Here is a 26,991-nt window from a genome sequence, read left to right as displayed (position 1 = left end):
ACGAGCAGTATCAGAGCGGATCGTTCCCCGCGACGGGGCTCGCGCGGCGAAGCCATGCGCCGGGCGCGGCGCCATCGTCGCCCGCGCCGGTCGTCTGGAGCGTTCGCCGGCTCCGGAGACGCGTCTACATCTCGCCTTGCGGGGATACCGGGGCGAGGCCGCGCTGACGCAGGAGCGCCTCGGGGGAGGGGAGGCGGCCCCGGAAGAGCGTATAGGCTTCGTCCGGCTCGCGCCGGTCGCCGGCCGCATAGACGTAGTCCTTCAGCCGCTTCGCCGTCTCCGGATCGAAGGGATCGCCGGCCTCCTCGAACGCCGCGAAGCCGTCGGCGTCCAGCACCTCCGACCACATGTAGCTGTAATAGGAGGAGGCATAGCCCTCTCCCGAGAAGACATGCGTGAAATGCGGCGTCCGGTGCCGCATGGTGATCGCCTCCGGCATCCCAATCGCGTCGAGCGAGGCCCGTTCGAAGGCGCCGACATCGAGGTTGTCGGCCGAGGGCAGGAGGTGGAAGTCGAGATCGACGAGGGCCGAGGAGACGTATTCCACCGTCGCGAAGCCCTGGTTGAACTTGCGGGCCGCCTGCAGGCGGCCGACCAGGTCCGGCGGCATCGGCTCGCCGGTCTCGGCATGGGTCGCGAACCGCGCGAGGACGGAGGGCTCGTCGAGCCAGTGCTCGAAGAGCTGCGAGGGGAACTCGACGAAATCGCGCGCGACCGAGGTGCCTGCGATCGAGGGATAGGTCACGTCCGAGAGGAGGCCGTGCAGGGCATGGCCGAATTCGTGGAAGAGCGTGCGCGCATCGTCGAAGGAGAGGAGCGTCGGGCCGCCCTCGGCCCCTTCGGCGAAGTTCATCACGTTGACGATGATCGGCCGGACGATGCCGTCGAGCTTCCGCTGGCGGCGGAAGGCGCTCATCCAGGCGCCCGAGCGCTTCGAGGGGCGGGCGAAATAGTCCCCGAGGAAGAGGCCGATGGTCTCGCCTCCGGCATTCTTCACCTCGAACGCCCGGACGTCCGGATGGTAGCGCGGGATGTCGAACCGTTCCACGAAGGAGACGCCGAAGAGCCGCGAGGCGCAGTCGAAGGCCGCCTCGATCATCCGCTCGAGCGTGAGGTAGGGCTTGAGCGCCGCCGCGTCGAAATCGTAGCGCTCCTTGCGCACGCGCTCGGCGTAATGGCGCCAATCCTGCGGTCCGATGCGGATGGAGGCGCCGTCGCGATCCGCCATCTCCTGGAGGTCGCGCGCCTCGGCGAGGGCGAGTTCGCGGGCCGGACCCCAGACGGTGCGCAGCAGCCCCTGAGCCGCCTCCGGGGTCTTGGCCATCGTGGGTTCGAGCCGGAAATGGGCATAGCTCGGGAAGCCGAGGATCCGCGCCCGCTCCGCGCGCAGCCGCACGGTCTCGGCGACGATGGCGCGGTTGTCGGTCGTGCCGCCGGTCTCGCCGCGCCGGGTCCAGGCGGCAAAAGCCCGTTCGCGCAGGTCGCGGCGGGTCGAATATTGCAGGAACGGCTCGATCAGCGAGCGGGCGAGCGTGACGACATGGCCCGGAAGCCCGCGCTCCTCCGCCGCCTGCCGTGCCGCGATGCGCAGGAAATCGGGCAAGCCGGCGAGATCGGCCTCCGTCTCGAGCGGCAGGACGAAGCTCTGCTCGTCGGCGAGGACGTTCTGTCCGAACTGCGTGCCGAGGCTCGCGAGGCGCTCGGCGATCTCGGCGAGACGCCGGCGCTCGGCATCAGGCAGGCCGGCTCCCTGGCGGCGGAAGGCGCGGTGGTAATTGTCGAGGACGCGGGCCTGCTCGGCATCGAGGTTCTCCGCGCGGCCCTTGACCTCGTCGATCCTCCGGAACAGCGCGGGGTCGAGATAGATCGCGTTCCAATGCCGGGCGAGGATCGGCGAGACCTCGCGCTCGACCGCCTGCAGCGCCTCGTTCGTATGGGCGCCGGCGAGGTTGTAGAAGACGCCCGTCACCCGGTCGAGCTTGCGTCCCGCCCGTTCGAGCGCGGCGATCGTGTTCTCGAAATCGGCAGGAGCCGGCTCGTCGCGGATCGCGGCGATCTCGGCGAGATGCTCGGCGCAGGCCTCGTCGAGGGCGGGCCGGACATGGCCGGGCGCGATCTCCTCGAAGGGCGGCACGCCGAAGGGGGTGTCCCAGGGAGCGAGGAGCGGGTTCGTCGGCAGCGGCTTCGTCATGGAGGGGAGGTGGCATGCGGGCGCGGCTCCGGCAAGGCGGCCGTTCCGGATGCGTTCATTTGCTCGGCCCGATAGGCTAAGGCGGAAGCCCGTCGGCTCGACCCGGCGGAGACAGCCCGCTCAGGCACGTCCAGAGAATCCCGGAGACCGAATGTATCCGAAGCCGCAAGCCTCCCTGAAGCCGAACACCCTCGGCTTCGAGATGCAGCCCCTCGTGAAAGCGACAGGCTTTCGGGAATACGATGCGCGCTGGTGGTTCGGGCATCCGGGCTCAGACAAGGCGCCCGAATTGAACCTGATGGGCGTGCAGGCTCTCGGCATGGGCCTCGGCACGATGCTCGGACGCCTCGGCGTCAAGAAGGAGATCGTGACCGGCCACGACTTCCGCGCCTATTCCTCCTCGATCAAGTACGCGCTGATCACGGGCCTCATGGCGGCCGGCTGCAAGGTCCACGATATCGGCCTCGCCATGTCGCCGATGGCCTATTTCGCGCAGTTCGAACTCGACGTGCCGGCCGTCGCCATGGTCACGGCCTCGCATAACGACAACGGCTGGACCGGCGTGAAGATGGGCGCCCAGCGTCCCGTCACCTTCGGCCCCGACGAGATGGGCCAGCTCAAAGAGATTGTGCTCTCCGGCGATTTCGACCTCGCGGGCGGCGGCTCCTACGTCTTCGCCGAGAATTTCCCCGACCGCTACATCAAGGACCTGACCGACCGCCCGAAGATCAAGCGCAAGCTCAAGGTGATCGCGGCCTGCGGCAACGGCACGGCCGGCGCCTTCGCCCCGCAGATCCTCGAAGCCCTCGGCTGCGAGGTCGTGCGGCTCGACACCGAGCTCGACTATACCTTCCCGCGCTACAACCCCAATCCCGAGGACATGGAGATGCTCCATGTCATGGCGGCGGCCGTGAAGGAACACGGCGCCGATCTCGCGCTCGGCTTCGACGGCGATGGCGACCGCTGCGGCGTGGTCGACGAGAAGGGCCACGAGATCTTCGCGGACAAGATCGGCGCGATGCTCGCCCGCGACCTCGCCCGCGTCCACGGCCCCTCGCAATTCGTGGTGGACGTGAAGTCGACCGGCCTCTTCCTGACTGATCCGGTGCTGAAGGAACTCGGCGCCAAGACCGATTACTGGAAGACCGGCCATTCCTACATCAAGCGCCGGGTCAAGGAGCTGAACGCGCTCGCCGGTTTCGAGAAGTCGGGTCACTTCTTCTTCAACGCGCCGGTCGGGCGCGGCTATGACGACGGCGTCGTCACCGCGATCGCCGTTCTCGACATGCTCGACCGCAGCCCCGACAAGACCATGTCCGAGCTCTACGCGGCCCTGCCCAAGACCTGGGGCTCGCCGACCATGGCGCCTCACTGCGACGACGAGAAGAAATACGGCGTCGTCGAGAAGGTCGTGAAGCGGTTCGAGGACATGAGGGCCAAGGGCGACACGGTCGCGGGCCAGAAGATCGTCGATCTCGTCACGGTGAACGGCGTTCGGGTCGTCACCGAGGACGGCACCTGGGGCCTCGTTCGCGCCTCCTCGAACAAGCCCGAGCTGGTGGTCGTCGTCGAGAGCCCGGTCTCCGAGGCGCGTCTCAAGGAGATGTTCAAGGCCGTCGACGGGGTCCTGCGCGAGAACCCGGAGGTCGGGGCCTACAACCAGACCCTGTGACGGGTCAGCTCTGAGGCGGGCAAACCGGTTTCGCGACGCGGTCCGCGTCGCGGATCGGCCAGGGCGTCGTTTCCTTGAGATGGATCGTGCCGGAGATCGCGTGGCCGATCACCGGCGAATAGGGATAGAGGGTTGTCACGACGATGAAGGATTTCGTCGTGTCGTTGGCGTAGCCGGCCGGCACGACGTGATCGGACTGCTCGGCCGGTTTGCGAAGGTCTTCGCCGGTGGGGGCTGTGGCGAGGTTCCAGCCGCAGCTCCAAGCGACCTTGCCGGTATAGGGGCCGCCTTTCGTGGCCTGCGTCACGTCGACGAGCGTCACCAGCATCTGCGTCTGCCCCGCGCGGTCATAGGGCCGCATGATGGCCGAGGAGGCCGAGAAGATGTTCTTCAGCTCGTCCGTCGACAGGGTCGCCGAGCGCGACGAGAGGTCGGCCAGCGTCCGCGCCACGAGACTGAGCTTGCGCTTGATGTTGATGGCGGGCGTGACCTCCGTCAGGCCGAAATAGAGGACCAGCATGACCGGCAGGATCAGCGAGAACTCGATCGCGGCGACGCCGGCGGACGCGGTCCCGAGGCGTCGCGCATGACCTGCGGCCCGCTGAAGCGGCCCCAGCAGGGAGCGGGCGAAAATGCTCGGCATCACCGGCCTCAATTCCCGTACGGCTCGGACCTGAACACGGCGGTCGCCATGATCAGCCGGTTGCCGTTCTTCAATCTGTTGCCGGACAGCGAGGGAAAGAACGACTTGTATTCCGTCGCTACGGTCACGATCCCGATCGCGCCGGGTCCGATCGGGGCGTAGGAGAAGCCGGATGCATTGAACACCCCGTTCGAGACGGGATCGGGCGGCGTAGCGCCCGCGAAGGCGGACACGTCGCGCACATCGACCGAGATATCGGCCTGGCAATTGAACAGGGCGGTGACGTTTTCGCAGAGCTTGCCCTTGAAGTTGGCCAAAAGCTGCGCGCTGGTCTTGTTTTTGTTGTCCGGGTTCGTCTGGAACTGGCCAGTATAGATCTGCCGGGATGCGTTCGCCACGGCCGTTTCGAGGACCTGCGTCTTCCAGAACACCATCGCGATCTCGAGCGTCGCGAGGAGTGCGAACAGGAAGGGGCCGAGGATGAGGGCGAATTCGACCGCCGTTGCGCCGCGCTGGGAGCGCCGGAACCGTCTTGTCAGATCGAGGCCGGAGATCGGCCTCGCCGAAGCCCCTCGTTGTGCCCGCATCGAACTCTTTCCACCGATCGCGGCCGATGGCCGGTCGCGGTCCTCCGAAATATCCGGAAAACTTTTCTAGACCGTTGAGCCGATTTGCGACTTCTCGAGATTACTCGGGCGCCTGGCCTCCGGTCGCGAGGCCGACTATCGATCCTGCGCGTGTCGCGGGAGCGTCGGGCGCGATGCGGCGCCGGCTGCCCGCGTCCCGACAAGGCTGGGCCGCCGTGCGGCCGGCACGGATGCCAGGGTCAGCGGGAGATGGCGAACTGGTTGTTCGCGTCGGCCTGTGCGCGCGTATCGTTGAAATAGGCGTTGGAATCGCCGAGATTGACCGTCGGTTGGCAGACGGGGTTGCACGAATACGAGGCCCGGTCGAAGGCGCGCTGGACAACCAGCATGCCGTCGGTCTGCCCGACGACGTTCACCAGCGATTCCGCCAGCATGTTGCCCGTCCCGTCGAGGGCGATGAGGTTCGTCGAGCCGTAGCTCTTGCCGGTCACGACGACGATTCCGCTCTTCTGAACGGAGAGGTCGGCGATGGCCGGATTGCCGACGATCACGGTCTGCGTGCGCTCCGGCAGCCGGATCACCTTCGCCCGATTGATCATCACGTCGAGGGAGCCGCGATCGGAGGACGGGTTCGACGCTGCGGCCGGAACCGGCGTCGTCACGGGCGCCGAAGCGACGGTCGGCTCGGGGGAGGGCGTCGGCTGGGAGGCGGGAGGCGCGGATACGCTCGGCACCTGGCGGACGGCATCCCGCGCCGAAGCCGGAACCGCCGCGAGCAGAACAGAGGCGAGAGCCGCCGTCAGGGCGAAGGGGGGCGTCGAACCCATGGGCGAGGAATCCGTGGCAGCTGTCTTCGAACCATGCCCGTGATTTGGTGAATCTTTGGCTAACGTCCGCTCTGTCTGCCCAGATCAAGAACAGCCGGTGCCTCTATGCTAGGATGGCGCACCTTAGACACGGTCTTGACGAAATCCAGACAAAATTAACTCCACCGGAGACGCGTCGTGTTTAGGCGCTCGGTTTAACTATGTCGAAACGGGCGTTTTCTACTGTGAGCCTCGGTCGAGCCCGGGGCGTCCCGAGCCGCCGGGTTGTCAAAAAAACCCAGTGCATCCAGGAGACTACCATGAATCTGATGAAGCGTTTCGCGAAGGACGAGTCGGGCGCCACCGCCATCGAGTACGGCATGATCGCCGCCCTGATCGCCGTCGTCATCATCGGCGTGATCGGCATCATCGGCACGCGCCTCGAGAGCAAGTTCAACAACATCGCCGAAAATCTGTCGTGATATCTATGCTTCGCGTGTAGACAGATTCTCACGCGGACGATTCGACGGGCGGCAGCATGCCGCCCGTATTTTATTGTAGCGTGTCGAGACCGATCACCGAGGCTGATATCGTCGATCTCGAGTTTCGCTGCGAAGAACAGGCGAGCTGGACGATGACCGAAGCGCTTATCCTCGTCTTCTTCCCCTTGCTCATGGCCTATGCGGCCTCGAGCGACCTGTTCACGATGACGATTCCCAATCGTCTCGCGCTGCTGCTCGTCGGCGCCTTTCCCGTCATGGCCTGGCTGGCGGGCCTCAGCCTCGAGGCGACGCTGCTCCATCTTGCGGCCGGCGTCCTCGTCCTCGCGATCACCTTCGGCATGTTCGCGGCCGGCTGGATCGGCGGGGGCGATGCGAAGCTCGCCGCGGCGAGCGCGCTCTGGCTCGGCTTCGGCGTCCTCTTCGAATACCTTCTGATCGCGGCCGTGGCGGGCGGGTTCCTCACCCTGGCGCTCCTTGCGATACGGCGTGTGCCGCTGCCGGGCTTCGCGTCCCGCTGGCCCTGGCTGTTGCACCTGCACGACCAGAAGACGGGCGTTCCCTACGGCATTGCCCTCGCGGGAGCCGCGCTCGCGGTGTACCCGTCGTCGGAGATCTGGCTGAGTGCGCTGTCCGGCTGAGGCAGCCGACATCCGATCCCTGAAGATCCGCGGCTAGGTCGTGTCGCCCGCGAGTTTCGATCGAAACGCGGGGATGTTTTGCACAGCTTAGACGGATGGCGGGCGACCTGCATTCTTGAAGGTCGATTAACCATGTTTTGACCATTCCGCGGGCAAGCTTCCTCGAACGCACGTTTGCGTCGGAAACGCTTCCATGAAGCCTGCGCGTATCATCGTCCTCGGCGTGGCTGTCGTGGCCGCCGGGGCCGCCGCCATGCTGATGTCCCGTCCCGCGGCGCCGCCGGAGAAGGTCGTGGTCGAGCGCAAGGCGCCCGTCAGAACCACCGACGTGTTGATCGCCGCGGCGGACCTTCCCATCGGCACCACGCTCAAGGATGGCGACCTGCGCTGGCAGCCCTGGCCGTCCGACTACGTGCCGCCCGGCTCCGTGACGCGCCAGGGAGGCGAGACGCTCGGCGATATCACGGGCTCGATCGTGCGCTCCGGCTTCCTCGTCGGCGAGCCGATCCGGCAGGAGAAGCTGGTCAAGGCGAATTCGAACGCCTTCATGTCCGCCATCCTGCCGGCCGGGATGCGTGCGGTCGCGATCTCGATCGACACCCGCGGTTCGAACACGGCGGGCGGCTTCATCCTGCCGAACGACCGGGTCGACATCATCAGGACCTATCGTGACGAGGAGGCGGCCAAGCTCGGCGGCGAGGGCCAGAGCTCCGAGACGCTGTTGCAGAACATCCGCATCCTCGCGATCGGCCAGAACGTGCAGGACAAGAACGGCGAGAAGGTCGTGACGGGCGAGACGGCGACGCTCGAAGTCTCCCCGGCCGAGGCCGAGACGCTGGCGCTGGCCCAGAAGACGGGACAGCTCTCGCTCTCCCTGCGCAGCCTCGCCGATGCCGGCAAGGCCGCGGAGACGCCGGAGGCGAAGGACGACGACGCCAACCTGACCCTGATCCGCTACGGCATCAGCCGTCAGGCGGCCCGCCGCTGACCGACCGGAATCGAGGGAAACCCACGCCCATGAACACCGACCGGTCCCACCCGACCCTCGCGACGCTCCTGCGCCCCGGCCTTGCCGCGCTTGCGCTCCTCCCGCTGGCCGCCGCGTCTGGGCAGGCGGCCGATCGGGGAGGGGGCTATCATCCGGCAGCCTATGGCGGCGGCACGGGCACGGAGCTCCGCGGCTCGCAGCGCCTCGACATCTCGATCGGGCGCTCCGTCATCATCGATCTGCCGCGCGACGCGAAAGAGGTCTTCGTCGCCAACCCTGCCGTCGCGAATGCGGTGGTGCGCTCGGCCCGCAAGATGTTCCTCATCGGTATCGGCAATGGCGGAACCTCCGTGCTCGCCATGGATGCGGAGGGGCGCCAGATCGCGTCCTTCGAGGTCAATGTCGGCCGCGACCTCAACCCGCTTCGTCAGACCCTCCGCGCCGCGATTCCGATGGGGCGCATCGAGGTCCAGCCCGCCGGCAATTCCATCCTCCTGACCGGAACCGTCCAGAACGCGGCGGACGCCCAGCAGGCGGCGGATATCGCGAGGGCTTTCGTCGGGACCGGACTCGGCTCGGGCGGCGTGGCGGTCCCCGCCGGCAGCGCTACGGGTGCGCCCTCGACGTCGGCGCAATCGAGCGGAACCGGTCAGGTCATCAACGCCCTCACCATCGCCGATCGTGAGCAGGTGATGCTGAAGGTGACGGTGGTCGAGATGGCTCGCACCGCCATCAAACAGCTCGGCATCAATGTCGGCGGCAACTGGAACGTGATGGATGCCGCCAAGCAGGGCGTCGCCGCGGCCAATCCCGCCTCCGGGCTCGTCGGTTTCGCGACCGGCATTCTGGCCGGCCGGAACGAGCAAGGCGGCTTGAACTTCCAGGGCCAGGCCGGCATCGGCGGCAACGCCAATGTGGGCGGAACGCTCCAGGCGCTCGAACGCGCCGGCGTCTCCCGTGTCCTCGCGGAGCCGACTCTCGTCGCGATTTCAGGCGAATCCGCGACCTTCCACGCCGGCGGCGAGGTTCCGATCATCGTGAACACGGTCTGCGCGCCCGGCCAGTTCTGCCCGCCTTCCGTGACCTACAAGCCCTACGGCATCGCTCTCGGCTTCACTCCGATCGTCCTGTCGCCCGGCCGTATCAGCCTGCGGGTCACGACGGAGGTCAACGAACTCGACCGCGAGACCACCATCAACGGCAATGTCGGCTTCCGCACCCGCAAGACCGCGACGACGGTGGAACTCCCCTCCGGCGGCACGATGGTGACGGCCGGCCTCATCTCCTCGCAATCGACCCAGGCCATCACCGGCATCCCCGGGCTGATCAATCTTCCCGTCCTCGGCGCCCTGTTCCGCTCGCGCGACTTCCAGCGGCGGGACAGCGAACTGATGATCATGGTCACGCCCTATCTCGCCAAGCCCATGGAGGCGGCGCAGGTGGTGCGTCCGGATGATGGCTTCCAGGATCCGACCGATCCCCAGGCGCTCCTGATGGGGCGGCTGAACAAGCTCTACGGCACGGCCGGCCCCGGCCGGGCGGCGGCCCGCGTGCCCGGCCGCTTCGGCTTCATCACCGACTGACGCCTTCACGATCCATCGAGGCGCGCTCCAGAGCCGCCGGAGACTTTCCGATGACCGCTCCCGTCCTTCGGTCCCCCTTGAAGACCCTTTTGAAGCCTCTTGTCGCGGTCGCCCTCCTGTTGCCGGCCCTAGCCGCCTGCCAGTCGAAGGAGGAGATCACCGGCTCGATCTACCCGGCCGATTATCGCGACCGCCATCCGATCGTCCTGTCGGACGGCTCGCGGGTGCTGGACGTGTTCGTGCAGGGGCACGACGGCCTCGTGACGCGCAGCCGGCAGGATCTCGGCGCCTTCTTCGCCGAGTATCGCCAGCACGGCACCGGGCCGATGGTCGCCCAGGTGCCTCACGGTCACGGCACCAATCCGGCGACGCGCCGCGCGATCGAGACGATCCGCTCGCGGTCCGGTAGCCGGGTCTCGGTCTCCTATTACAGGCCGACGGATCCCCGGGTCGCTTCGCCCATCCGGCTCAGCTTCAAGCGTCTCCAGGCCAAGGTCGGCTCGCAATGCGGCCTGTGGCCGGACGATCTCGGGGTCGGCGACTACAAGAAGGACTGGCGCAACGAGCAGTATTGGAACCTCGGCTGCGCCTATCAGGCCAACCTCGCCTCGCAGGTGGCCGATCCGGTCGATCTCGTGCGCGGCCGCCAGGAGAGCAGGCCCGATACCGGCCGGCGCATGTACAATTTCGAGCAGCTCCGCCGCGGGCAGGACCCGTCGACCCAGTGGAGGAACGCGCCTGCCAGCGTCATGCAGGGCATCAGCCAGTAACGGGCGGAGAGGGAGCTTCAGGCATGTCCGACGAACTCGATCCGCATGGCGAACTGATCGCACCGGTTCCCCGGGTCACGATCCAGGCCTTCTGCGAGACCGCCCCGGTTGCGGAGGCGATCGACGCGGCCGGGCGGGACCGGCGCATGCAGAAGGCGCATGTGAAGGTTCAGATGGGCGGCGGGGCGGCCGCGGTCGAGGCCTATCGCCAGGCGCCGACGCCCAACGTCGTTGTCTTGGAGTTCCAGGGCGATCGCGCGGCGACGCTCGACGCTCTCGACCAACTGGCAGGGGTCTGTGACGCCGGCACCAAGGTCCTCGTGGTGGGCCATGTCAACGACGTCTTTCTCTACCGGGAGATGACGCGCCGCGGCGTGAGCGAATACCTCATTGCGCCGCTGAGCGTGCTCGATGTGGTCAGGACGGTGTCGGAGCTGTTCTCCGCTCCGGGCGCCGAGCCGCTCGGACGCATGATCGCCTTCGTGGGCGCCAGAGGTGGAGTCGGGGCCTCGACGATCGCCCACAATGTCGGCTGGGCCATCGCTCGAAACCTGAAGAGCCAGACGCTGATCGCCGATCTCGACGTCGCCTTCGGAACGGCCGGTCTCGATTTCAACCAGGATCCGCCCCAGAGCATCGCCGAGGCCATCTTCGCGCCCGACCGCCTCGACGCCAATCTCGTCGATCGGCTCATGTCGAAATGCTCCGACAATCTGTCGCTTCTCGTCGCCCCGGCGGTGCTCGACCGGACGACGGACCTGACCGAGACCTCGCTCGACGGCCTGATCGACATCCTGCGCGCGTCGATCCCGACGATCATTCTCGACGTTCCCCACGTCTGGACCGCCTGGACCCGCCGCGTCCTGGTGTCGTCCGACGAGATCGTGGTCGTCGCGACGCCTGATCTCGCCAGCCTGCGCAATACCAAGAACCTGCTCGAAGCCGTGCGAGGGAATCGTCCGAACGACGCGCCGCCGCGGGTCGTCCTGAACGGCGTCGGCATGCCCAAGCGCCCCGAAATCGCTCCGGCGGAGTTCGCCAAGGCGCTCGATATCGAGCTTGCCGCCACCCTGCCGCATGACGCGGCTCTGTTCGGCGCCGCGGCCAATAACGGCCAGATGATCGCCGAGGTGCAGGCGGGCTCGAAACATGCCGAGCTCTTCGCATCGCTCGGCTCGACGCTCACGGGCAAGGTCGAGCCCAAGCGCGCCCGTCCCAGTCTGTTCGAGCCGCTCATGGCCCGGCTCGGGCTGAAGGCGTCCTGAGGGGGCGGAGAGCGATCATGTTCGGCAAGCGTTCAACCGGCACCTCGTCCCCGCAATCGCCTCGTCCGGCGGCCGCACCCCTGCAGCCCGCATCGGCGCCGTTGCCCGACACCCGACATTCGGCGCGCGCCGCCGAGCCGGCGCCCTTCGACGAGGCCGCTCACGCGCAGGAGAGGCGAAAGTCCGACGACTACTATGCCACCAAGAGCATGGTCTTCGGCGCGCTGATCGAGGCGATCGACCTGTCGCAGCTCGCCCGGCTCGATCCCGAGGCGGCCCGCGACGAGATCCGCGACATCGTCAACGAGATCATCGCGCTCAAGAACGTCGTGATGTCCATCGCCGAGCAGGAGGAACTGCTCGACGGCATCTGCAACGACGTCCTCGGTTACGGCCCGCTCGAGCCGCTGCTGTCGCGCGACGACATCGCCGACATCATGGTGAACGGAGCGAACCGCACCTACATCGAAGTGGGCGGCAAGATCCAACTGACCGGCGTCCGCTTCCGCGACAACGCCCAGTTGATGAACATCTGCCAGCGGATCGTCAGCCAGGTCGGCCGGCGCGTCGACGAATCCTCGCCCATCTGCGACGCGCGCCTGCCGGACGGCTCGCGCGTCAACGTGATCGCGCCGCCGCTGGCGATCGACGGCCCGTCCCTCACCATCCGGAAGTTCAAGAAGGACAAGCTGACCCTCGAACAACTGGTGCGGTTCGGCGCCATCTCGCCGGAGGGGGCGAGGATCCTCGAGATCATCGGCAAGGTCCGCTGCAACGTCGTCATCTCGGGCGGCACGGGCTCCGGCAAGACGACCCTGCTGAACTGCCTGACCCGCTACATCGAACCCGACGAGCGCGTCATCACCTGCGAGGACGCGGCCGAGTTGCAGCTCCAGCAGCCGCATGTCGTCAGGCTCGAAACACGGCCTCCGAACCTCGAAGGGCAGGGGCAGGTGACGATGCGCGATCTCGTGCGCAACTGCCTGCGTATGCGTCCCGAGCGGATCATCGTCGGCGAGGTGCGCGGACCCGAAGCATTCGACCTGCTCCAGGCCATGAACACGGGCCATGACGGGTCGATGGGGACGGTCCACTCGAACTCGCCGAGGGAATGCCTGTCCCGTATCGAATCGCTCATCACCATGGGCGGCTTCTCGCTGCCCTCCCGCACGATCAAGGACATGATCGCGTCCTCGGTCGACGTCATCATCCAGGCGGCCCGTCTGCGCGACGGTTCGCGTCGCATCACCCACATCACCGAGGTCGTCGGCATGGAGGGCGACGTGATCACGACGCAGGATATCGTCGTGTACGACCTCCTCGGCGAGGATGCCTCCGGTCGTCTCAGCGGCGTGCACCGCTCGACGGGGATCGGGCGGCCGAAATTCTGGGAGCGCGCGCGCTACTACAACGAGGAGGGGCATCTCGCCGCCGCCCTCGACGCGATGGAGCGTGCCGCAACCGAGCAGGCGGCATGATGGGCGCGATCGTTCCCGGCGCGCGGGGCAGGAGGTCTTGATGGCTTGGCCGGCGATGGACCTGACGACGGTCGCCGTCGCGCTCCTGTCGGCCGCCTCGGCCGGCGGCCTCGCCTATGTGTTCCTGTACCCGGCGCTCTCGGGCGAGGCGCGGGCGGAGAAGCGGCAGAAGACCTTCGTGGGCTCGACCGCCGCGCGCGTCGAACGCGTCACGGGCGCTCAGAACCGGCGCGACCAGGTCGCGCAGAGCCTGAAGGAACTCGAGCAGCGGGAGAAGGCGCGTCACAAGCTGACGCTCGAAGCCCGCATCGCTCAGGCGGGGCTCGATTGGTCGAAGTCGAAGTTCCTGCTGATCAGTGCTCTTCTCGGCGCGGGGATGGGCCTCGTCCTGTTCCTCATCACGAACGGATGGATGGGCCTCGTCGCCGGCCTGTTCATCGGCGGGCTCGGGCTTCCGCGCTGGATCCTCGGCTATCTGAAGAATCGCCGGATCTCGCGTTATCTGGAGGAGCTGCCCAACGCGATGGACGTCATCGTGCGTGGCATCAAGGCCGGCCTGCCGCTCAACGATTGCCTTCGCATGATCGCCGCGGAGGCACAGGAGCCGGTCAGGTCCGAGTTCAAGGCCATCGTCGACGAGCAGGCTCTCGGGGTGCCGATCGCGGATGCGGTCGCCAAGCTCTACGATCGCGTCCCCGTGGCGGAATCCACCTTCTTCGCCATCGTCATCTCGATCCAGGCCAAGGCCGGCGGCAATCTGTCGGAGACGCTCGGCAACCTGTCTCGCGTGCTGCGCGACCGCAAGAAGATGAAGGCGAAGGTGCAGGCCATGAGCCAGGAGGCGAAGGCCTCCGCCATGATCATCGCAGCGTTGCCCTTCATGGTTGCCCTCATGACCTATCTCTCGAGCCCGAAATACATCGAGCTGCTCTGGATCACGGATGTCGGCAAGGTCGCCCTCGTGTGTTGCGCAGTCTGGATGACCATCGGCGTGCTGGTCATGCGCAAGATGATCAACTTCGAAATCTGAGCCGGGGTCCCGCCATGTCCCAGCTTCTGCTCAAGCTGTCCGATCCTCAGGTGCTCGCCGCGATCTTCGCGGCCGTCGCCGCGGCGGCGACCGTCATCACCCTGGCGATGCCGCTGCTGGAAGGGGACAATCTCGGCCGGCGCATGAAGGCCGTCGCGCAGGAGCGCGAGCGCCTGCGGATCCGCGACCGCGAGCGCCTCGGATCCGCAGGCCGCGTGGTCCTGCGCCAGGAGCCGAAGGCGTACATGAAGCGCGTGGTGGACCAGTTCAAGCTCGGGGACTGGCTCGGCACCGAGACGGCGAAATCGCAGCTGGTGATGGCGGGCTTCAGAGGGTCGGGCGCCGAGGTCACGTTCCTGTTCTTCCGCCTCGTCGCGCCGATCGCCTTCGCGCTCTTCGCTGCGTTCTATCTCTTCGTGCTCAACGATTTCGGGCAGCCCGCGATCCTGCGGATCGCCGGGGTGATCCTCGCGCTCTATCTCGGCATCAAGGCACCGGAACTGTTCCTGAAGAACGTCATCGAGAAGCGTCAGCAATCGATCCGCAAGGCTTGGCCGGATTCGCTCGATCTCCTCCTCATCTGCGTCGAGGCCGGGATGTCGATCGAGCAGGCGTTCCGCCGCGTCAGCGAGGAGGTGGGAAGCCAGTCCGTCGCCCTCGCCGAGGAACTGACCCTGACCACCGCCGAACTCTCCTACCTCCAGGAGCGGCGGGCCGCCTACGAGAACCTCGCCAAGCGGACGGGGCTCGACGCGGTGAAGTCGATCACGACGGCGCTCGTCCAAGCGGAGAAATACGGCACGCCGCTCGGCCAGGCGCTGCGCGTCCTCGCGCAGGAAAGCCGCGACATGCGCATGATGGAGGCCGAGAAGAAGGCGGCCGGATTGCCGCCGAAGCTCACGGTGCCGATGATCCTGTTCTTCCTGCCGGTCCTGTTCGTCGTCATCATGACGCCGGCCGTCATCCAGGTCATGGCGATCCGCTAGTGCCGCCCGGCGGCCGGTACGGCCGTCTCGTTTCGCTGATCAGCATCCAGGTGATCCCTGCGATGACGACGATGGCGCCCAGGAAGACATAAACATCCAGGGCCTCGCCGTAGAATTGCCAGCCGACGAGCGCGATCAGCGGAACCCGCAGAAAGTCGAACGGCACGACCGCGGTGGCGTCGCCGTGGCGGTAGGCCTGGATCAGGCAGAGGTGGGAGGAAACCCCCGACACACCGATCCCGATGACCGCGAGCCACTGGCCGGGTTCGATCCGAAAGATCATGTCCGGGCTCGAGAGGGCCAGGTTCAGCGGAAGCTGGATAACGTTCATCCAGAAGAGGATCGCGAAGGTTCCCTCTGTCGCGGTCAGCCTCTTGGTGCAGATGGCCGTGATGGCGAAGGCGAAGGCGGAGAAGAGCACGGCGATGCTCGGCAGGCCGAGCGGGACGAATCCAGGCCGCAGCACGATCAGGATGCCGGCGATGCCGAGCACGACCGCCCCGATCCGCGCCGTCGTCAGCCGCTCGCCGAGGAAAGGCACGGCGAGGACCGCGAGCCAGATCGGCGCGGTGAATTCGAGTGAGAACACCATCGCGAGCGGCAGCAGCGTCACGCCGTAGGCCCAGGCGGCCTGGCCGACCCAGTGGATGGAGTTCCGAACGAGCTGAAGGCGGGGGCGGCGGATCGTGAGCCGGCGCAGGCCGCCGGGCAGATACATGGCGATCGCCACCACGAGCCCGACCCCGATCAGCGAGCGCAGGGACAGGAACTCGAAGATGCCGAGGGTCCGCGACAGGGCCCGGACCGAGATCGCCGACACGCAGAACGACAGCAGCGTGCCGGTCATCCAGGCGGCGACGAGAAAGGTCCTCCGTCCGTTATGGGCGGGGCGCGGCGTCTCCCTGCTGTGGTCGTTCGCGTTCATCGCCCATCCGCACCATGGCAGGCCGGACGTGATGTCAATGCCGCACGGCTCACGGCGCGGGCGAGCGCTCCGCCGCAGCGTGGCCATCTGCCCCCTTCTCCTGCATCCTCGGCTGAGCCAAGGCTGAGCCATGCTCCCGATTCGCCGCTTCCTCGCGCCGCTGGTCGCCGCGATCGCCCTGACGTCCGTGCCGGTCTTCGCGCAGGACGGGACGTTCGATCCGAAGCCGCTTCCCCCTCTCGGTCAGGCAGGCCCGGCGACGCCGGCCAAGGAGATGTTCGGGCGGAGGCCGAAGCCCGCCTCGCTCGAGGCCCGCTCGATCGGCTTCTATTCGAAGGGCTGCCTCGCGGGGGCGCGGGCTCTGCCGGTCGACGGCAAGACCTGGCAGGCGATGCGCGTGTCGCGCAACCGGAACTGGGGGCATCCCAAGATGATCGCCTTCATCGAGCGGCTCTCGGCCAAGGTGCCCGCCATCAACGGCTGGCCCGGGCTCCTCGTGGGCGACATCTCGCAGCCGCGCGGTGGGCCGATGCTGACGGGCCACGCCTCGCACCAGATCGGGCTCGATGCCGATATCTGGCTCATGCCCATGCCGAACCGGAAGATGTCGCGTTCGGACCGGGAGGAGATGGCGGCGGTCAATCTGCTGCGGCCGGATCGCCGGGACATCGATCCCGCGGTCTACACGGCCGCGCATATGAAGCTGATCCGCGCGGTCGCGGCCGAGCCGGAGGTGGCGCGCATCTTCGTCAACCCGGCGATCAAGAAGGCTTTCTGCCGGGATTCCGCCGGCGACCGGTCGTGGCTGTCGAAGGTGCGGCCGATCTGGGGCCACAACTACCATTTCCACATCCGCCTGACCTGCCCGGACGGCGATGCCTGCCGGGATCAGGATCCGGTGCCGCGGGGCGACGGGTGCGGCGCGGAGCTCGAGCGCTGGTTCACGCCGGAGATGCTCTTCCCCGGCCCAGGCGCTCCGCCGCCGCCCATGCTGATGTCCCAGCTTCCCGCCGAGTGCCGACGGGTGCTCGTCGCGCCCTGAACCCTCAGGCCGCCTTGGCCGTGAGGAGATGGCGCTCCCAGGCGAGTGCCGAGCGCACGATCCCGTCGAGGTCGTCGCGCTTCGGGCTCCAGCCGAGTTCGGATCGGATCCGGTCCGCCTTGGCCACGATCGCCGCCGGATCGCCGGGCCGGCGCGGCGAGATCGCGACCGGGAAATCGACGCCCGAGACGCGCTTCATCACCTCGATCACCTCCAGCACCGAGGTGCCCTGGCCGTAGCCGCAATTGAGGGTCAGGCTGCCGCCGCCGCCCCGCAGATGGTCGAGTGCGGCGAGGTGGGCGTCGGCGAGGTCCGAGACGTGGATGTAGTCGCGCAGGCACGAGCCGTCGCGGGTGGGATAGTCGGTTCCGAAGACGTCGAGCTTCGGACGCTGCCCGAGCACGGCCTGGGCGGCCACCTTGATGAGGTGGGTCGCCGCCTGCATCGACTGCCCGGACCGGCCGGCGGGATCGGCCCCCGCGACGTTGAAGTAGCGCAGCGCGACCGAGCGCAGCCCGTGCGCGACGCCGGCATCGGCCAGCATCCATTCCGTCATCAGCTTCGAGCGGCCGTAGGGCGAGACGGGCGCGGTCGGCGCGGTCTCGTCGACCGGATCGCCCGAGACGTCGCCGTAGACGGCCGCCGTGGAGGAGAAGATCATCCGGTCGACGCCGCCGCGGATGGCCGTCTCGATCAGCGTCCGCGATTTCGAGGTGTTGTTGAGATAGTAGCCGAGCGGATCGGCGACGGAGTCCGGCACGACGATCTTCGCCGCGAAATGGACGATCTCGCGGATGCCATGGTCCGCGATGGTGCGCGCGACGAGATCGGCATCGCCCATGTCGCCCGTCACCAGGGGCACGCCCGCGGGCACGGCCCAGGCGAAGCCCGTGGACAGGTTGTCGAGGACCACCGGCGTCTCGCCCCGATCCAGCAGCGCCAGCACCAAATGGCTGCCGATATAGCCGGCGCCGCCCGTCACCAGGACCGTCATCGTCTCGTCTCCAGCAAGGCCCGCTCCGGCCTCGTCGCCATCATCTTGCCGCGAAACGCTTCAATGAGGCGTGAAAGGGCATCTTTGACATTTCCTTTCACGCATCGGAGACAAGGCTCCTTCACCAATTGGTGACAGGGCTGGTTCATCGGTCCCACCCCAAAGAAACAATCGACACGACGGAGACGGAACGGCTCATGAAGCGCATCCGCAAGGCGGTCCTGCCGGTCGCAGGGCTCGGAACCCGGTTCCTGCCGGCCACCAAATCCGTGCCGAAGGAGATGCTGACGGTCGTCGACCGGCCCGTGATCCAGCACGTGGTCGACGAGGCCCGCGAAGCCGGGATCGAGCATTTCGTCTTCGTCACCGGCCGGAACAAGGGCGTGATCGAGGACCATTTCGACATCGCCTACGAACTCGACAGCACGCTCGCCGAGCGCGGCAAGACGAAGGAGCTCGAGGCGCTGAAGGCGGATCTTCCGGCCGCCGGCCAGACGAGCTTCACGCGACAGCAGGCCCCGCTCGGCCTCGGCCACGCGGTCTGGTGCGCGCGCGAGATCGTCGGCGACGAGCCTTTCGCCGTGATCCTGCCGGACATGCTGAGCCGCGGCTGCATGAAGCAGATGATCGAGGCCTACGAGCAGCATGGCGGCAACGTCATCGCCGTCGAGGAGGTGCCGGAGGACCAGACGCATCAATACGGCATCGTCGCCGTCGGGCAGGATTTCGGCCGGACCTTCGAGATCGAAGGCATGGTCGAGAAGCCGCCGAAGGGCACCGCGCCCTCGAACCTCATCATCTCCGGCCGCTACATCCTCCAGCCGGAGATCTTCGGCATCCTGTCCTCGCAGGAGCGCGGCGCCGGCAACGAGATCCAACTCACGGATGCCATGAAGCGGCTCGCCGCCGAGCAGTCGTTCTTCGGCCTGCGCTACGAGGGCAAGACCTACGATACCGGCAACAAGCTCGGCTTCCTGATGGCGAACGTCGCCTATGCGCTCGAGCGCGACGATCTCGGACCCGCATTCCGGGCCGAACTCGAGGCCCATCTCAAGGGCTGAGCGGATTCGGCCGATGGGCTCTGACGCGGCGGCGGAACTCGGCTACCGGATCACGAAGGCCGGTCTCGCCGGCGCGTCGGAGGAGGAGTTGCTGCGCGACTTCTGCCAGGGCGCGCTCGAGGCAGGGGTCGGGATCTCACGCGCCATCCTGCTCGTCGATACGCTGCATCCGGTGCATGAGGGCCACGTCTACCATTGGCGCGACCGAGCGCCCGCCGAGATCACGACCCGCGAATACGGCCGCACCAACCGGGGCGGCGAGGCCGAGGAAAGCTGGCGGAAATCGCCCTTCTACCGGATGCTCCAATCGGGCGAGGACCTGCTTCTCATCGGGATCGACCACCCGGACTACGCCGAGAACACCATCGTCAAGGAGCTGAAGGACGAGGGCAACACGCAGTGGGTGATCCTCCTCGACCGCTTCAACGAAGCGGGCACGATCGGGGAGCTGGATTGCCTCTTCTCCGCCTTCAGCACCCGTCAGCCGGGCGGCTTCACCGACGATCAGGTCGCGAAGCTGCGCCGCCTCGCCCCCGTGCTTGGCCTTGCCATCAAGGCGGTCGCGCTCGGTCGGATCGCCGGCACGCTGGTCGAGACCTATCTCGGCCGCGATCCGGGCCGCCGGGTGCTCCAGGGCCGGATCGAGCGCGGGATCACGGACCGGATCGAGGCGGTGCTCTGGTTCAGCGATCTGCGGGGCTATACGCGCATCACCGGCGCGGCGCCGCCCGACCAGATCATCCCGTTCCTGAACGACTATGCGGACGCGATCATCTCCTCGGTCGAGGAGGCGGGCGGCGACGTGCTGAAGCTGATCGGCGACGGGACGCTCGCGATCTTCACCGCACCCCGCCTCGCGGATGCCTGCTGCGCGGCCATCCGCGCCCAGACCCAGGCCTTCGAGCGGGTCAGGAGCCTCAACGAGCGCCGGAACGCGGCCGAACTGCCGGTCACGGAGGTCTATCTCGGCCTGCATGTCGGCGAGGTCTTCTACGGCAATGTGGGCTCGGATACGCGCCTCGACTTCACCGTGGTGGGACCGGCCGTGAACGAGGCCTCGCGGATCGCGGCGATGTGCCGCTCGGCGGAGCGGACCGTCCTCGCCTCGTCCGCCTTCGTCTCCGCCGCGGACGAGGACGACCGCCTATGCCTCGTCTCGGTCGGGCGCTACGCGCTCCGCGGCATCGAACGGGCGCAGGAGCTGTTCACGATCTGCGAGGCGGAAGAGTAGCCGGAAACGGCTGCTGCCCGTCAGGCCCCTTCCGATCGCGCGGGTGAGACCTTAGCTTTGTCGCGATTGCCTGCTTTGCTGCGGCAGGACGTGGCGCCCGAGGATCCGGCGCCGAGCTTTGATTGAGGCGGATCCGGTCCGCATGAGGACGATGCGACACAGGTCGACATGGAGCCCCACCACGCATGAGCCGCATCCGACGACCCCGCGGCGGCGTGCTGACGGGGCCGGAGTTGCGCGATGATGCCGGCGGATGACAGGCGGGGGATCGAACTCCAGTCTCTCACCCACTTCTCCGGGAAGTGGATGAGACGGACATGCCTTTACGACAACATCAATGCCGCGTTCCTGAAGAACTCGAGCTACATCATCTTCGCGACGCCGGATGCGAAGCCGCGGGTTCTGCTCAACCTTCTCGGCGGTTACAGCCGGCCGAGCAAGGGCCGCATCATGCGCTACGGAACGGTCTCGCCCGTGATCGGAACCGCGGCGCTGCCGTTCTACAGTCACACGGTGGGCGAGGCGGTCAATCTCGTCGCGCAGAGTTACGAGGTCGACGCGAGGCAGCTGCGCGAATCCGTCCGCCTCTTCATCGGAGACCTCAGTCTCGACACCTATCTGATCCACCTGACCCCTGAGGATAAGAGCAATCTCTCCTACGGCCTCGGCTATTCCGTCTGGGCGGATTTCTATCTGCTGAACGGCATCTCGCCGTCGCCCTCCCGCGGCAGCCAGACGGTCATCAAGCGCTGCGTCGATGCCTTCGAGGCCCGGCGGCAGAGCACGTCGACGATCATCGTGACGTCCAGCACGCGGAACGCCCGCTACCTGGCGGATGTCGGAGGCGTCCTGCACGACGGCAAGCTGACGCTGTTCGAGTCCGTCGCCGCCGCCATCGCCGAATTCGACAGGCTCACGGCGGTCGAGGAGGAATCCATCCTCGCGACCGTCCGTGCGCTCGTGAAGAAGGGCCAGATGGACGAGGCGCGTAAGCTGCTCGCATCCGCCGTCGACTCGGCCGAGTTCCGGGAAAGTCCGAGGGTGGTCCTGGCGGAAGCCTATCTCGCGGTGGGAGATGCCGAGACGGCCTTGGGGTTCGCCCGCGAAGCCCAGGCGACGGACCCGACGTCTGTTCCGGCCAACCTCCTGATGGCCCGTCTTGCGGATCGCACCGGAGCCCATCATGTGGCCGCCTCGTCGGCGCTGGAGGTGGTCCGGGTCGACCGCGAGCACCGGGTCGCGCTGATGCTCCTCGCCAGGAACCTCGAGAAGCTGTCCAGCTATCGCACGGCTGCGGATGTCTGGCGGACGCTGGCGCAGACCGACAAGGGCTCGAGCCTTCGATCGTTGATCCAGTGTCAGATGAAGGCCGCCGACTATCACGGCGCGCTTGAAAGCATTTCCGAGGTGTCCGGCGAGTACAGGTTCGACCGGAACCTCCTGTTCATGCGGTTCGAATGCGTCTGGCGGACCCGGGCGAACAACGAGATCCTGGCCGAGTTCGATCAGATCGTCGCCGTCAGCAATGACGATGCGATCCTGATCATCCACAAGAACATCAAGCTGATGCCGGACCATACCATGGTCCAGCTGGCCCACAGGGTCTCGACCGGTCAGGCGAGCGCGAACAGCCTTCGATCGATCGATATCATCATCCGGCATCTTCGATCGATGAGAGCGCGGGTGCGCGGCGAGGAACTCGAGCACGAGGCGACCCGCGTCGCCGAGCAGCTCGAGGCCCTGAAGGTGGCGCTGATGGGCGCGGAGGACGGCGTGCAGGCCTGAGCCGACGCCGCGCGGCGCTCACACGTCCAGAATCGAGAACTCGGAGAAGACGCCGTAGAAGCGGTCGTCTTCCGGCGGGCCGGGATAGATGTAGCGGCTCTGTTTCGAGCGCCGCAGCGGACGCGACTTCGGAGGCGCGTGACGGCTCTCGACGGACACCAGCACGGATCGCTGTTTCAGGAGAACATAGTTCGCGATCGCGTCGAAGGAGCGCCGGAAAAGCTCGATGTTGTCCGCATAGATCACTTCGCTGACGACGACGGAGATCTTGTTCCAGGCCATCTTTCGCCGTTTCGCGATCAGATAGAGGTCGCCGTACCGATCCTCGACGAACAGATGCAGCAGGCTGTCGTGCTGGTTGTTGTCGAACACGCGGTGCTGCCGAGTGCCGATCCGTTCGCGCACGATCGCGGGGATCGCGTTCACGCGGATGCCGGGAAAGAGGACCGTCAGAGGCTTGAGGCGCGGACCGTAGAACTCGAGATGGGCATAGGGCGTGAAGCCGATGCCACTGAGGATGGGCTCCACGGTCGGAGCGGGGGTGAGCGAGGTGTAGATCACGTCGCGGCGGCGCATGGCGGCTGCCATCAGGAGGGCGCCTGCGCTCCGATAGGCGGGCTCGACGTACCAGGACGTCAGGTTGCAGACGAGCGCCGTCGTGCCGTCGTCCCTTGGGCGGTCCGCGAAGAGCGTGCCGAGAAAGCCGACGATCTGGCCGCCGGCCAGGAGGACGAGACCGTAGCCGAGATCGTCCTCGGTCCATCGCGTCGCGGCGATCCGGCGCCACTCCGAGCGCGCCACGTGCCCGCCGGGAAAGCCTCGGTCCAGCAGCGCGCAGATCTCGTCGAGATCCTCGGGGCGCGCGGCCCGGATCGAGGTCGCCTCGGCGCCGGTCGGAGGTCCGCCGCCTGCCGACGCACCGCCCTCGAAGAGGGCCGCGATGCCCCGTGGGCTGGGCGAGGCGAGGAGATCGTCGATCGACAGCGCGTGTCCGGAGGTCTCCTGAAGCCGGAGAAGGATGTGGACGATCGCAAGCGAATCCGCGCCGGCGTCGAGGAAGCTGTCGTCCAGCCCGAGTTCGATCCGAAGCTCGGACCGGATGAGGTCTCTGATGCCTTCGGGTGACGTCGCCGTCGCTGCGGCCCCCTCCGGGCCGGTGGCCCGAGCGGATGTCGCCTCCTCGATCCGGGCCTGGATCGTCCCGAGACTGCCCGGGTTCCTCAGCGCCGCGGCGTTCCTGACCGGCCGATTGTTCACGAGGTCCCGGACGGAGGTCTCGGATCGCTTTCCGCTGATCGTCTCGGGCAGTTCGGGCACCTGGACGCAGAGGGCGGGAACGAAGGCGGTCGAGCCCTGCTCGGCGAGTTCCCGGCGGACCGTCCTGAGGAGTTCGGCGTCGAGCTTCCGGTCCTCGTCGAGGACGACCAGCAGGACGAGATCGGAGCCTTCGGAGGGATGCTCGCGCTCGACGGCCATGGAATCGGCGATGCCGTCGATGCGCTTCAGGATCGCGTAGATCTCGGCCGGCCCGATCCGGATGCCCTTGATGTTCATCACGTCGTCCGAGCGGCCGTGCAGCCGGGCGCCGCCGGACGGGCCGAACGCGATCAGGTCGCCATGGGTCCAGAAGGGCGGGTTCTGGCTGAAATAGGCGCGGTGAAAGGCCGAGCCGTCATCGCCGAAGAAGCCGAGGGGCCGCGAGGGGAAGGGGTTGGCGCAGACGAGTTCGCCGATCGCATCCCCCTCCCGCGCCGGGATCGCGCGCACGTCCAGCGCGAGGCTCCGGCTCTGCGCCTCGCCGCGCGTGACGGGGCGGAGCGGCAGTCCGAGCACGAAGCAGCCGAGGATGTCGGTCCCGCCGGAGATGGATTGCAGCGGGATCGGCTTCACATGCCGTTCGAACCAGTCGAACTGCCGGTCGTACAGGACGGAGCCCGTCGACAGGACCGACCGCAGGGCGTCGAGCCGGTGCGCCGCGCCGGGGCGATAGCCCGTCCGCTCGCAGAGCTGGAGGTAGGTCGGGCTCGTCCCGAACACCGTCACGCCGAGGCGCTCGACGAGGTCCCACAGCGTGCCGGGCCCTTCGATCGGTCCGTCGAAGAGGACGATCTCGGCGCCCGAGGCGAGGGCGGTGAGCTGCCAGTTCCACATCATCCAGGCGCAGCCGGTGTGGAAATAGAGGCGGTCGCCGGCCTTGAGGTCGCAGTGGAGCCGATGCTCCTTCAGGTGTTCCAGCAGCGTGCCGCCGGCGCCGTGGACGATGCATTTCGGCTGCCCCGTCGTCCCCGACGAGAACAGGATGAAAAGCGGGTGGTTGAAGGGAAGGCGGGGGAGGGGGGCGGCGATCTCCTCGTCATCCGCTCCGGCCATGATCTCCTCGTAGGAGGAGACCGGCAGCGCGACGTCGAGCACGGGCGAGGGGTCGAGGGCGACGAGATGGCGGAGGCCGGGCAGGCGTGCCGCCACCTCGCAGACGCGCGTCGCGAGCGGCTCGCCCGCATCCCAGGGCTCGGCGGCGACATGGGCCAGGAGGACACCCGCCCCGAGAGCGCTGAACCGGGCGAGGATCGCTTCGGCGCCCATCTCCTGCGAGCAGCTCGAAAAGGTCGCGCCGATGGCGGCGGCGGCGAGGGCCGCGATCACGGCTTCGGGCCGGTTCCGTGCGATGGCGACGACCCGGTCGCCGCTGCGGATGCCGAGCCGCTCCAGATGCGCCGCGAGCCGGACGACCCGCCGCCGGAGCTGCCGGCGCGTGATGATCTCGTCCGGGCGGCCGCGCCGCGCCGCCGTGATCGCGACCGCATCCGTATCGTCCGGCGACAGGACGATATCGGCATAGTTCAGCTCGATTTCGGGGAAGAACCTCGCCGTCTCGCAGAGATCGCCGACGCAGACCGGCTCCGCCGAGCCGGACCATGCGATCGCGGACCAGTCGAGGAAGTCGCGCCAGAACAGCCGGAATTCCGCGACGGACCAGCGCTCGAACGCCTCGAAATCACCGGCCGGCGCGTTCGATCGGCCATGGCAGAACGCGATGAACTGCTCGACCTGGGACGGGCTGCGCATGCTTGGCGGTCCTTGTTGCCGCTTCTGTCGCGGGTCACAGGCGCGAGGGCATCGCAGGCTGTGGGCTGATCGTCGCACGGGATATGCGAGCGACCCTACGAAAGGCCTTCTGCCAATCGCTTAAAATGGCGGAGATTTCCGAAAACCCGGCCGGTGCCCGCGCCTGTGTCCCGTGTGCATCAGCCGCGCATGAAACCCGCCGCTGCGTCGCGGCACCGCGGCAGAGCCCGGCTGCCGTCACAAATCGGCCGGACTGGTGAGGCTTCGTTAACGGCGGCTTGGCACGGCTCGCCCCTCGTCGGGGGCAGCGCCTGGCCAGCTCCCGGACCGAACTCGAGCGAGAGAAGCCAGCGATCCGATGACGATTTCCCGGCGCATTTTCCTGTCCACGGCCGCGGCGGGGACGGTCCTGTCCGGCCGGTCCTTCGCGCAGCAGGCCGAGTGGGCGCAGAACTATGACGGTGCGGCGCGGGTGCGGATCCCGCGCTCCGCGACGCCGATCCTCTCGCCCCAGGCCCTCCAGGCGACCGAGCAGACGGCCGAGCGCTATCGCGAGATCGTGCAGCGCGGCGGCTGGCAGGCCGTGCAACTCCCGACGGGGATGCGGATCGGCACGCGCAGCCCCGCCGTCGAGCAGCTCCGCCAGCGGCTGATGATCGAGGGCGACCTCGATCCGAATGCCGGGCTCTCGCCCATCTACGACAGCTATGTCGAGGCGGGCGTGCGGCGCTACCAGTCGCGGCACGGCCTGTCCGCCACAGGCGTCGTCAACGTCGCGACGGTCGCGGCGATGAACGTGCCGGCCGAGACGCGCCTGCGCCAGCTCGAGCTCAACATCGTGCGGCTGCGCTCCTATTCGGGCAATCTCGGCCACCGCTACGTGATCGTGAACATCCCGGCCGCGCTCGTCGAGACCGTCGAGGGCGGGCGCGTCGTCACGCGCCATGCCGCCGGTGTCGGCAAGATCGACCGCCAGTCGCCGGTGATGAACGCGCGCATCGTCGCCGTGAACTTCAATCCGTTTTGGACCGTGCCTGCCTCGATCATCCGCAAGGACCTCATTCCGATGATGCGGAAGCAGCCGTCCTACCTGACGGACAACAAGATCCGCATCTTCGACCGCTCGGGCCAGGAGATCCGCCCCGAGAACGTCAACTGGAACTCGGACGAGGCCACCCGCTACATGTTCCGGCAGGATCCGGGCGGGGAGGTGAACTCGATGGGCTTCGTGCGCATCAACATCCCGAACCCGCACGGCGTCTACATGCACGACACGCCCTCGAAGGGCATCTTCGGCGACGATTTCCGCTTCGTCTCCTCGGGCTGCGTGCGCGTGCAGAACGTGCGCGACTACGTCACCTGGCTGCTGCGCGAGACGCCCGGCTGGGACCGCCACCGGATCGAGGAGACCTTCGCGGCGGGCTCGCGCACCGACGCGCCGCTCGCGAGCGCGGTGCCGGTCTACTGGACCTACATCACGAGCTGGACCCAGCCCGACGGCCTCGTCCAGTTCCGCGACGACATCTACAACAAGGACGGCCTCGGCCGCGTCCCCGTCGCCGCGCGCCAGCAGGCCGAGCCCGAGAACGAGAGTTTGTTGAACTGAGGGGCGGGGGGCTTCCGCCCCCGTCCTTGCGAGCGTAGCGAAGCAATCCAGAACCTCGGCGCAGACGGCCCCCGCCTTGCTTCGTCGCTCCGCTCCCCGCGATGACGCTGCGGCACCCATTCGACTCGCGTCATTGGCGTG

22 protein-coding genes are annotated in these 26,991 nt (G+C 67.5%); 15 read left to right on the top strand and 7 right to left on the bottom strand.

All coding sequences use genetic code 11. From position 1 onward, the window contains the following. Positions 1 to 124 precede the first annotated feature (124 nt). The gene (locus EV668_RS09835; RefSeq protein ID WP_133769566.1) at positions 125 to 2,191 is read right to left on the bottom strand and encodes a M3 family metallopeptidase; all 2,067 of its coding nucleotides are present in this window, start codon (positions 2,189 to 2,191) and stop codon (positions 125 to 127) included. A gap of 151 nt (positions 2,192 to 2,342) precedes the next feature. Between EV668_RS09835 and EV668_RS09830 the strand changes: the two genes are divergently transcribed. Continuing rightward, positions 2,343 to 3,863, top strand: coding sequence for a phosphomannomutase/phosphoglucomutase (locus tag EV668_RS09830; protein ID WP_133769565.1), 1,521 nt, complete (start codon positions 2,343 to 2,345; stop codon positions 3,861 to 3,863). A gap of 4 nt (positions 3,864 to 3,867) precedes the next feature. On the opposite strand, the gene EV668_RS09825 is transcribed toward EV668_RS09830, so the two are convergent. From EV668_RS09825 to EV668_RS25290, 3 genes are all read right to left on the bottom strand, one after another. After that, positions 3,868 to 4,506 carry a TadE/TadG family type IV pilus assembly protein gene (locus tag EV668_RS09825; RefSeq protein ID WP_133769564.1) on the bottom strand — a complete coding sequence of 213 codons (639 nt, stop codon included), beginning with the start codon at positions 4,504 to 4,506 and terminating at the stop codon, positions 3,868 to 3,870. Positions 4,507 to 4,514: 8 nt separating this feature from the next. Beyond that, positions 4,515 to 5,093, bottom strand: coding sequence for a TadE/TadG family type IV pilus assembly protein (locus EV668_RS09820; RefSeq protein ID WP_133769563.1), 579 nt, complete (start codon positions 5,091 to 5,093; stop codon positions 4,515 to 4,517). Positions 5,094 to 5,332: 239 nt separating this feature from the next. Then, positions 5,333 to 5,920, bottom strand: coding sequence for a pilus assembly protein N-terminal domain-containing protein (locus EV668_RS25290; RefSeq protein WP_245512979.1), 588 nt, complete (start codon positions 5,918 to 5,920; stop codon positions 5,333 to 5,335). Positions 5,921 to 6,219: 299 nt separating this feature from the next. Here EV668_RS25290 and EV668_RS09810 point away from each other — a divergent pair, with 299 nt between their 5' ends. From EV668_RS09810 to EV668_RS09770, 9 genes are all read left to right on the top strand, one after another. Then, positions 6,220 to 6,381: a Flp family type IVb pilin gene (locus EV668_RS09810; protein WP_133769562.1), complete on the top strand. Its 162-nt coding sequence runs from the start codon at positions 6,220 to 6,222 to the stop codon at positions 6,379 to 6,381. Between the two features lie 152 nt (positions 6,382 to 6,533). Continuing rightward, positions 6,534 to 7,040 carry an A24 family peptidase gene (locus EV668_RS09805; protein WP_133769561.1) on the top strand — a complete coding sequence of 169 codons (507 nt, stop codon included), beginning with the start codon at positions 6,534 to 6,536 and terminating at the stop codon, positions 7,038 to 7,040. A gap of 193 nt (positions 7,041 to 7,233) precedes the next feature. Then, positions 7,234 to 8,028, top strand: a complete 795-nt coding sequence (cpaB, locus tag EV668_RS09800) for a Flp pilus assembly protein CpaB (RefSeq protein WP_133769560.1) — start codon at positions 7,234 to 7,236, stop codon at positions 8,026 to 8,028. Between the two features lie 29 nt (positions 8,029 to 8,057). After that, positions 8,058 to 9,611 carry a type II and III secretion system protein family protein gene (locus tag EV668_RS09795; protein WP_133769559.1) on the top strand — a complete coding sequence of 518 codons (1,554 nt, stop codon included), beginning with the start codon at positions 8,058 to 8,060 and terminating at the stop codon, positions 9,609 to 9,611. Positions 9,612 to 9,661: 50 nt separating this feature from the next. Continuing rightward, entirely contained in the window at positions 9,662 to 10,381 is a 720-nt protein-coding gene (locus EV668_RS09790) for a CpaD family pilus assembly protein (protein WP_133769558.1), read from the top strand. Between the two features lie 23 nt (positions 10,382 to 10,404). Further along, entirely contained in the window at positions 10,405 to 11,646 is a 1,242-nt protein-coding gene (locus EV668_RS09785; protein WP_133769557.1) for a CpaE/TadZ family protein, read from the top strand. Positions 11,647 to 11,663: 17 nt separating this feature from the next. Then, the gene (locus EV668_RS09780; protein ID WP_133769556.1) at positions 11,664 to 13,124 is read left to right on the top strand and encodes a TadA family conjugal transfer-associated ATPase; all 1,461 of its coding nucleotides are present in this window, start codon (positions 11,664 to 11,666) and stop codon (positions 13,122 to 13,124) included. A 40-nt stretch (positions 13,125 to 13,164) separates the two neighbouring features. Beyond that, positions 13,165 to 14,154 carry a type II secretion system F family protein gene (locus EV668_RS09775; protein ID WP_245512977.1) on the top strand — a complete coding sequence of 330 codons (990 nt, stop codon included), beginning with the start codon at positions 13,165 to 13,167 and terminating at the stop codon, positions 14,152 to 14,154. Positions 14,155 to 14,168: 14 nt separating this feature from the next. Next, entirely contained in the window at positions 14,169 to 15,140 is a 972-nt protein-coding gene (locus EV668_RS09770) for a type II secretion system F family protein (RefSeq protein WP_133769555.1), read from the top strand. Here the strand turns inward: EV668_RS09770 and EV668_RS09765 are convergent. After that, entirely contained in the window at positions 15,124 to 16,065 is a 942-nt protein-coding gene (locus tag EV668_RS09765) for a DMT family transporter (protein ID WP_133769554.1), read from the bottom strand. The genes EV668_RS09770 and EV668_RS09765 overlap by 17 nt on opposite strands. Positions 16,066 to 16,195: 130 nt before the next feature. Between EV668_RS09765 and mepA the strand changes: the two genes are divergently transcribed. After that, positions 16,196 to 17,107 carry a penicillin-insensitive murein endopeptidase gene (gene mepA / locus EV668_RS09760; RefSeq protein WP_133769553.1) on the top strand — a complete coding sequence of 304 codons (912 nt, stop codon included), beginning with the start codon at positions 16,196 to 16,198 and terminating at the stop codon, positions 17,105 to 17,107. 4 nt (positions 17,108 to 17,111) lie between these two features. On the opposite strand, the gene galE is transcribed toward mepA, so the two are convergent. Beyond that, positions 17,112 to 18,101, bottom strand: a complete 990-nt coding sequence (gene galE / locus EV668_RS09755; RefSeq protein ID WP_133769552.1) for a UDP-glucose 4-epimerase GalE — start codon at positions 18,099 to 18,101, stop codon at positions 17,112 to 17,114. Between the two features lie 197 nt (positions 18,102 to 18,298). Here galE and galU point away from each other — a divergent pair, with 197 nt between their 5' ends. The 3 genes from galU to EV668_RS09740 all read left to right on the top strand — a co-directional run bounded on the left by galU (position 18,299) and on the right by EV668_RS09740 (position 22,178). Then, positions 18,299 to 19,162: a UTP--glucose-1-phosphate uridylyltransferase GalU gene (galU, locus tag EV668_RS09750; RefSeq protein WP_133769551.1), complete on the top strand. Its 864-nt coding sequence runs from the start codon at positions 18,299 to 18,301 to the stop codon at positions 19,160 to 19,162. Between the two features lie 13 nt (positions 19,163 to 19,175). Continuing rightward, positions 19,176 to 20,393: an adenylate/guanylate cyclase domain-containing protein gene (locus EV668_RS09745; protein ID WP_133769550.1), complete on the top strand. Its 1,218-nt coding sequence runs from the start codon at positions 19,176 to 19,178 to the stop codon at positions 20,391 to 20,393. 240 nt (positions 20,394 to 20,633) lie between these two features. After that, positions 20,634 to 22,178: a hypothetical protein gene (locus EV668_RS09740; RefSeq protein ID WP_166652399.1), complete on the top strand. Its 1,545-nt coding sequence runs from the start codon at positions 20,634 to 20,636 to the stop codon at positions 22,176 to 22,178. 18 nt (positions 22,179 to 22,196) lie between these two features. Here EV668_RS09740 and EV668_RS09735 read toward each other — a convergent pair whose 3' ends face one another. Continuing rightward, the gene (locus EV668_RS09735) at positions 22,197 to 25,244 is read right to left on the bottom strand and encodes an acetoacetate--CoA ligase (protein ID WP_133769548.1); all 3,048 of its coding nucleotides are present in this window, start codon (positions 25,242 to 25,244) and stop codon (positions 22,197 to 22,199) included. 358 nt (positions 25,245 to 25,602) lie between these two features. Between EV668_RS09735 and EV668_RS09730 the strand changes: the two genes are divergently transcribed. Further along, positions 25,603 to 26,850, top strand: coding sequence for a L,D-transpeptidase family protein (locus EV668_RS09730; protein WP_133769547.1), 1,248 nt, complete (start codon positions 25,603 to 25,605; stop codon positions 26,848 to 26,850). The last annotated feature ends 141 nt before the right edge of the window (positions 26,851 to 26,991 follow it).

It is taken from the genome of Enterovirga rhinocerotis, assembly GCF_004363955.1.
Lineage (GTDB): Bacteria > Pseudomonadota > Alphaproteobacteria > Rhizobiales > Beijerinckiaceae > Enterovirga > Enterovirga rhinocerotis.
Note: the sequence above shows the minus strand (reverse complement) of the source record. Positions and strands in the feature narration are given on the sequence as shown.

Excerpts from the sequence above, each read along its gene's own strand:
- EV668_RS09765 (WP_133769554.1), bottom strand. The coding sequence starts at position 16,065 with ATGAACGCGAACGACCACAGCAGGGAGACGCCGCGCCCCGCCCATAAC.
- EV668_RS09735 (WP_133769548.1), bottom strand. The coding sequence starts at position 25,244 with ATGCGCAGCCCGTCCCAGGTCGAGCAGTTCATCGCGTTCTGCCATGGC.
- galE (WP_133769552.1), bottom strand. The coding sequence starts at position 18,101 with ATGACGGTCCTGGTGACGGGCGGCGCCGGCTATATCGGCAGCCATTTG.
- EV668_RS09770 (WP_133769555.1), top strand. The coding sequence starts at position 14,169 with ATGTCCCAGCTTCTGCTCAAGCTGTCCGATCCTCAGGTGCTCGCCGCG.
- EV668_RS09785 (WP_133769557.1), top strand. The coding sequence starts at position 10,405 with ATGTCCGACGAACTCGATCCGCATGGCGAACTGATCGCACCGGTTCCC.
- mepA (WP_133769553.1), top strand. The coding sequence starts at position 16,196 with ATGCTCCCGATTCGCCGCTTCCTCGCGCCGCTGGTCGCCGCGATCGCC.
- EV668_RS09795 (WP_133769559.1), top strand. The coding sequence starts at position 8,058 with ATGAACACCGACCGGTCCCACCCGACCCTCGCGACGCTCCTGCGCCCC.
- EV668_RS09790 (WP_133769558.1), top strand. The coding sequence starts at position 9,662 with ATGACCGCTCCCGTCCTTCGGTCCCCCTTGAAGACCCTTTTGAAGCCT.
- cpaB (WP_133769560.1), top strand. The coding sequence starts at position 7,234 with ATGAAGCCTGCGCGTATCATCGTCCTCGGCGTGGCTGTCGTGGCCGCC.
- EV668_RS09745 (WP_133769550.1), top strand. The coding sequence starts at position 19,176 with ATGGGCTCTGACGCGGCGGCGGAACTCGGCTACCGGATCACGAAGGCC.
- EV668_RS09805 (WP_133769561.1), top strand. The coding sequence starts at position 6,534 with ATGACCGAAGCGCTTATCCTCGTCTTCTTCCCCTTGCTCATGGCCTAT.
- EV668_RS25290 (WP_245512979.1), bottom strand. The coding sequence starts at position 5,920 with ATGGGTTCGACGCCCCCCTTCGCCCTGACGGCGGCTCTCGCCTCTGTT.
- EV668_RS09740 (WP_166652399.1), top strand. The coding sequence starts at position 20,634 with ATGATGCCGGCGGATGACAGGCGGGGGATCGAACTCCAGTCTCTCACC.
- EV668_RS09820 (WP_133769563.1), bottom strand. The coding sequence starts at position 5,093 with ATGCGGGCACAACGAGGGGCTTCGGCGAGGCCGATCTCCGGCCTCGAT.
- galU (WP_133769551.1), top strand. The coding sequence starts at position 18,299 with ATGAAGCGCATCCGCAAGGCGGTCCTGCCGGTCGCAGGGCTCGGAACC.
- EV668_RS09730 (WP_133769547.1), top strand. The coding sequence starts at position 25,603 with ATGACGATTTCCCGGCGCATTTTCCTGTCCACGGCCGCGGCGGGGACG.
- EV668_RS09825 (WP_133769564.1), bottom strand. The coding sequence starts at position 4,506 with ATGCCGAGCATTTTCGCCCGCTCCCTGCTGGGGCCGCTTCAGCGGGCC.
- EV668_RS09810 (WP_133769562.1), top strand. The coding sequence starts at position 6,220 with ATGAATCTGATGAAGCGTTTCGCGAAGGACGAGTCGGGCGCCACCGCC.
- EV668_RS09835 (WP_133769566.1), bottom strand. The coding sequence starts at position 2,191 with ATGACGAAGCCGCTGCCGACGAACCCGCTCCTCGCTCCCTGGGACACC.
- EV668_RS09775 (WP_245512977.1), top strand. The coding sequence starts at position 13,165 with ATGGCTTGGCCGGCGATGGACCTGACGACGGTCGCCGTCGCGCTCCTG.
- EV668_RS09830 (WP_133769565.1), top strand. The coding sequence starts at position 2,343 with ATGTATCCGAAGCCGCAAGCCTCCCTGAAGCCGAACACCCTCGGCTTC.
- EV668_RS09780 (WP_133769556.1), top strand. The coding sequence starts at position 11,664 with ATGTTCGGCAAGCGTTCAACCGGCACCTCGTCCCCGCAATCGCCTCGT.